This window comes from Nocardioides sp. (assembly GCF_031422975.1).
Lineage (GTDB): Bacteria > Actinomycetota > Actinomycetes > Propionibacteriales > Nocardioidaceae > Nocardioides.
This window is the reverse complement of the sequence record NZ_JANPEO010000276.1, coordinates 1-3,931: the sequence shown is the minus strand read 5'-3', so window position 1 is coordinate 3,931 and position 3,931 is coordinate 1. Positions and strand designations below refer to the sequence as shown.

The window sequence follows — 3,931 nt, the reverse complement described above, 5'->3', positions numbered from 1 at the left end:
GCACGCCGACTTCGAGATCCGCGACGAGGCCGACCCGCTCGAGGCGAAGGCCAAGGACAAGGGCCTCAACTACGTGAAGCTCGACGGTGCCGTGGGCATCATCGGCAACGGCGCGGGCCTGGTCATGTCGACCCTCGACGTGGTCGCCTACGCCGGCGAGAAGCACGGCGGCGTCAAGCCCGCCAACTTCCTCGACATCGGCGGCGGCGCCAACGCCCAGGTGATGGCTGACGGGCTCGACGTGATCCTCAACGACCCGCAGGTCAAGAGCGTCTTCGTGAACGTGTTCGGTGGGATCACGGCGTGCGACGAGGTCGCCAACGGCATCGTCGGCGCCCTCGAGATCCTCGGCGACAAGGAGAGCAAGCCGCTCGTCGTTCGTCTCGACGGCAACAACGTCGAGGAGGGTCGCCGCATCCTCAACGAGGCCAACCACCCCCTGGTGACGCTGGTCGACACCATGGACGGCGCGGCCGACAAGGCCGCCGAGCTCGCCAACGGCGCCTGAGACCACGGAGACGAGAGAGAACCCCATGAGCATCTTCTTGAACAAGGACTCCAAGATCATCGTCCAGGGCATGACCGGCGGGATGGGTGCCAAGCACACCACCTTGATGGTCGAGTCCGGAGCCAACATCGTGGGCGGTGTCAACGCCCGCAAGGCCGGCACCTCCGTCGAGCTGGGGGGCAAGGACCTGCCCGTCTACGGCACCGTCGCCGAGGCGATGGCAGCGACCGGCGCCAACGTGTCGGTGGCCTTCGTGCCGCCGGCGTTCACCAAGGACGCGGCGATCGAGGCCATCGACGCCGAGATCCCGCTCCTCGTGGTGATCACCGAGGGCGTGCCGGTGCAGGACACCGCCGAGGTGGTTGCCTACCTCGAGGGCAGGTCGACCCGGATGATCGGCCCCAACTGCCCCGGCATCATCACGCCGGAGGAGTCGCTGGCCGGCATCACGCCGCACACCATCGCGGGCAAGGGCCCGATCGGCCTCGTCTCGAAGTCGGGCACCCTGACCTACCAGATGATGTACGAGCTGCGTGACCTCGGCTTCACGAGCGCGATCGGCATCGGTGGTGACCCGATCATCGGCACCACCCACATCGACGCGCTCGAGGCGTTCGAGAACGACCCCGAGACCTTGGCGATCGTGATGATCGGCGAGATCGGTGGCGACGCCGAGGAGCGGGCCGCGGACTACATCAGGGACCACGTGACCAAGCCCGTCGTCGGGTACGTCGCAGGCTTCACCGCCCCCGTGGGCAAGACCATGGGCCACGCCGGCGCCATCGTGTCCGGCTCCTCGGGCACGGCGCAGGCGAAGAAGGAAGCCCTCGAGGCCGTGGGCGTGAAGGTCGGCAAGACGCCGTCCGAGACAGCCTCGCTCATGCGCGAGGTCCTGCAGGGCCTCTGAGTCGACCGCTGCGGCGGCAACGCCGGGTGACTGCCTGTACCCACCCTGAGAGATCAGGGTGGGTACAGCTGTCCTCACCGCGTCACGGTCCGGACCGGAGCACGGTTCAGCGTTGGGTCATCATCGAGCGCTGGGCAGGTCGCTCAGTCGCTCCAGCGCGCGTTCGGCGAGCGCGGCGAAGTCGTCGCGCGCCATCGTCATGCCCTCGGCCGGGGTGAACCCGACCTGGGAGACGGCATTGCCCTCGCGCATGATCGCCATCCAGAACTGGATCGTGCGGTTGTCGGAGATCTCGACATCGAGGTCCCAGACGGTCAGCTCGCTGTCCTTGCCCGAACGGTTGACCAAGGTGTCCACGGAGGTGCCGAGATTGGCCTCGCTGCACGAGCGGATGCGACTGCGGACCTCGCCGACGAAGGTGCTGGCCTGGGCCGCCTTCATCGTGGCCACCGTCTGGGTGAGACCGAACGTGTCGACCTGCTTCTTCGCCGGGAACAGGAAGGTCCGCGTCAGGGTGTGCTTCATGCCCTTGCCCCGGAACTGGGTGTTGTCGCAGCGCGTGGCCGCGAAGTTCACGTGGGCGCGCTCGGGGTCGGTGCCGACCCACGGACCGATGGCGCCGGCGACCGGCGGCAGATCGACAGCGGCCAGCAGTCCCGGGGGGCTGCCCACGGGATAGGGCTCGCTCGCTCGCACCCTCGGCGGTCCGGCGCACGCCCCAGCACCCGGAGTGCCGCAGACCGCGTTGACGGCGGCCGCGAGCCCGGAGGCCGCGGTGCGCGCCGACACCGGGGCGCCCGTCGAGCGCACCAGGGTCGTCACGGTGAGCTGTCCGGTGCGGGCCACCCCGACGGCGACGCGGCTGGGCATCTTGTTCCACGTGCGCAAGGTCAGCACGGTGGCCTCGTCGCCGACGCGGGAGACCGCCTCGGTGGAGAGCAGTTGGACGCGGGCGTCGAGGCAGTCGGCGTACCACCCGCGGGTGGTCTCGAACGCGGCCTGCGCCCCGGTCTCGTCGGTCGAGAGCTCGACGAACTCGACCGCGGTCGCGCGCTCCTCGGTGGCCGTGCTCCGGACGGTTCGCAGGTCCTCGCCCTTGCCGGCACGTGTCTTCGTCGTGACCTCGGTGGCGCCGCTGAACGAGCGCATCAGCGCCCCGGCACCGGCCGGATCGGCGAAGCGTGTCTGCTGACACGGCATCACGAGCCCGGACCCGGCCAGGTTGTCCGACGCCTCGCCCTCACTCCACGTCAGGCCGCGGCCGTAGCGCCCGACCTGACCGGCGGTCAGGAGCGTCGCGGCATCGATGGCAGGGGGATCTGCGGCAGAGGTCTCGCGCAGGGTGACCCCCGGCAGCGCGCTCTCCTGGTCCAGGCTGGTCGGCTCCGCGCCCCCGGAAGCCACGACGGTGCCCGAGACGAGGACGGCGGCGACGACGACGGCGGAGCCGATGAGCGTGTGCGTGCGCCGCCGCGCGGTGCCCGTCCGGCGGACGATCGTGCTGCGTGGCCACCGGGTCTCGGCGAGCGGGCTGCGGAGGGCCACCAGTCGGGCGCGGACGTCGGTGCTGGCCACGTCGCGGACCATCGAGAAGCGCGACGTCGCGCTCTGCAGGACACGCTCGGTCTCGGCCTGGGGGAGGCCGACCTCGCGGGCGATGTCCGCGAGCCGCATCGACGACAAGGTGGTCAGGACCAGGGTCTTGCGCTCCTGCCCGCTGAGCTTGGAGAGCGCTTCCAGGGTCGCTCGGATGTCGTCGTCGAGGCCCTTGTCGCGGTGCCACGGCCGGGCGGCGTGGCGGTGCAGCGCCCGACTGTGCGCCTGCGGTCGCACCCACGCCTCGGGGTCGTCGAGTCGGGCGACCTTCGGCCAGTGGTGCCACGCGACCGAGTAGGCATCGCGCACTGCGGTGCGCGCGGCAGGCAGGTCACCGGTCAGCGCATACGTCTCGAGCAGGAGGTGTTCGCGCGTTCCGGCGTAAAAGGCGTCGAACGCTTCAGGGCTCCTCATGACCCGCTCCACGGTACGGGGTCGCGGCGTGGCAGCGCCAACGCCCTCGGCGATCGGGTCATGATGGCCGGGCCATGACCTCTCTGCTCCTCGACCGCCGTGACCGCATCGTCCGCCCGCGGGCCCAGCGACCGCTGGTCCTGATCGCGACCCTGGGCGGTGCTGCCGCTGCGCTGGCGCCGCTCCTGGTCTGCGCGGCCGTCGGCATCGTCGGCTGGTTCGCCGCCGATGCCGGGGCGCACGGCGTGCCACGCGACGGCATGCGGATGGGCGCGGTGGCCTGGTTGATGGCACACGGCTCGGGCATCAGCGTTCGCGGCGTCGCGGTGGGCGCCGTACCCCTCGGGCTGAGCGCCGTCTGCGCCTGGTCGATGTGGCGGCTGGGGCACCGGGTGGGCGACTCGCTGTCCGGACACGGGCCGGATGCCGACCGGATCTCCGACGGCGAGCGTGACCTCACCGTGCCGACGGCGGTCGGGATGTTCTTCGTCGGCTATGTCGTGGTG

General features: G+C 70.7%; 3 protein-coding genes and 1 pseudogene. 3 read left to right on the top strand and 1 reads right to left on the bottom strand.

The window, feature by feature from the left end:
- Together RMO85_RS08295 and sucD are read left to right on the top strand one after the other, a co-directional pair.
- Nucleotides 1–508: pseudogene (locus tag RMO85_RS08295) on the top strand (succinate--CoA ligase subunit beta); the annotation flags it as partial.
- A 25-nt stretch (nucleotides 509–533) separates the two neighbouring features.
- On the top strand, nucleotides 534–1,415 hold the full coding sequence (sucD, locus tag RMO85_RS08290; RefSeq protein WP_310528255.1) for a succinate--CoA ligase subunit alpha: 882 nt from the start codon (nucleotides 534–536) through the stop codon (nucleotides 1,413–1,415).
- Nucleotides 1,416–1,535: 120 nt separating this feature from the next.
- Here the strand turns inward: sucD and RMO85_RS08285 are convergent, their stop codons facing one another.
- The gene (locus tag RMO85_RS08285) at nucleotides 1,536–3,425 is read right to left on the bottom strand and encodes a hypothetical protein (RefSeq protein ID WP_310528254.1); all 1,890 of its coding nucleotides are present in this window, start codon (nucleotides 3,423–3,425) and stop codon (nucleotides 1,536–1,538) included.
- A gap of 74 nt (nucleotides 3,426–3,499) precedes the next feature.
- Here RMO85_RS08285 and RMO85_RS08280 point away from each other — a divergent pair.
- Nucleotides 3,500–3,931: DUF6350 family protein (locus RMO85_RS08280; RefSeq protein ID WP_310528253.1), on the top strand; the 432-nt coding region annotated here is incomplete at its 3' end.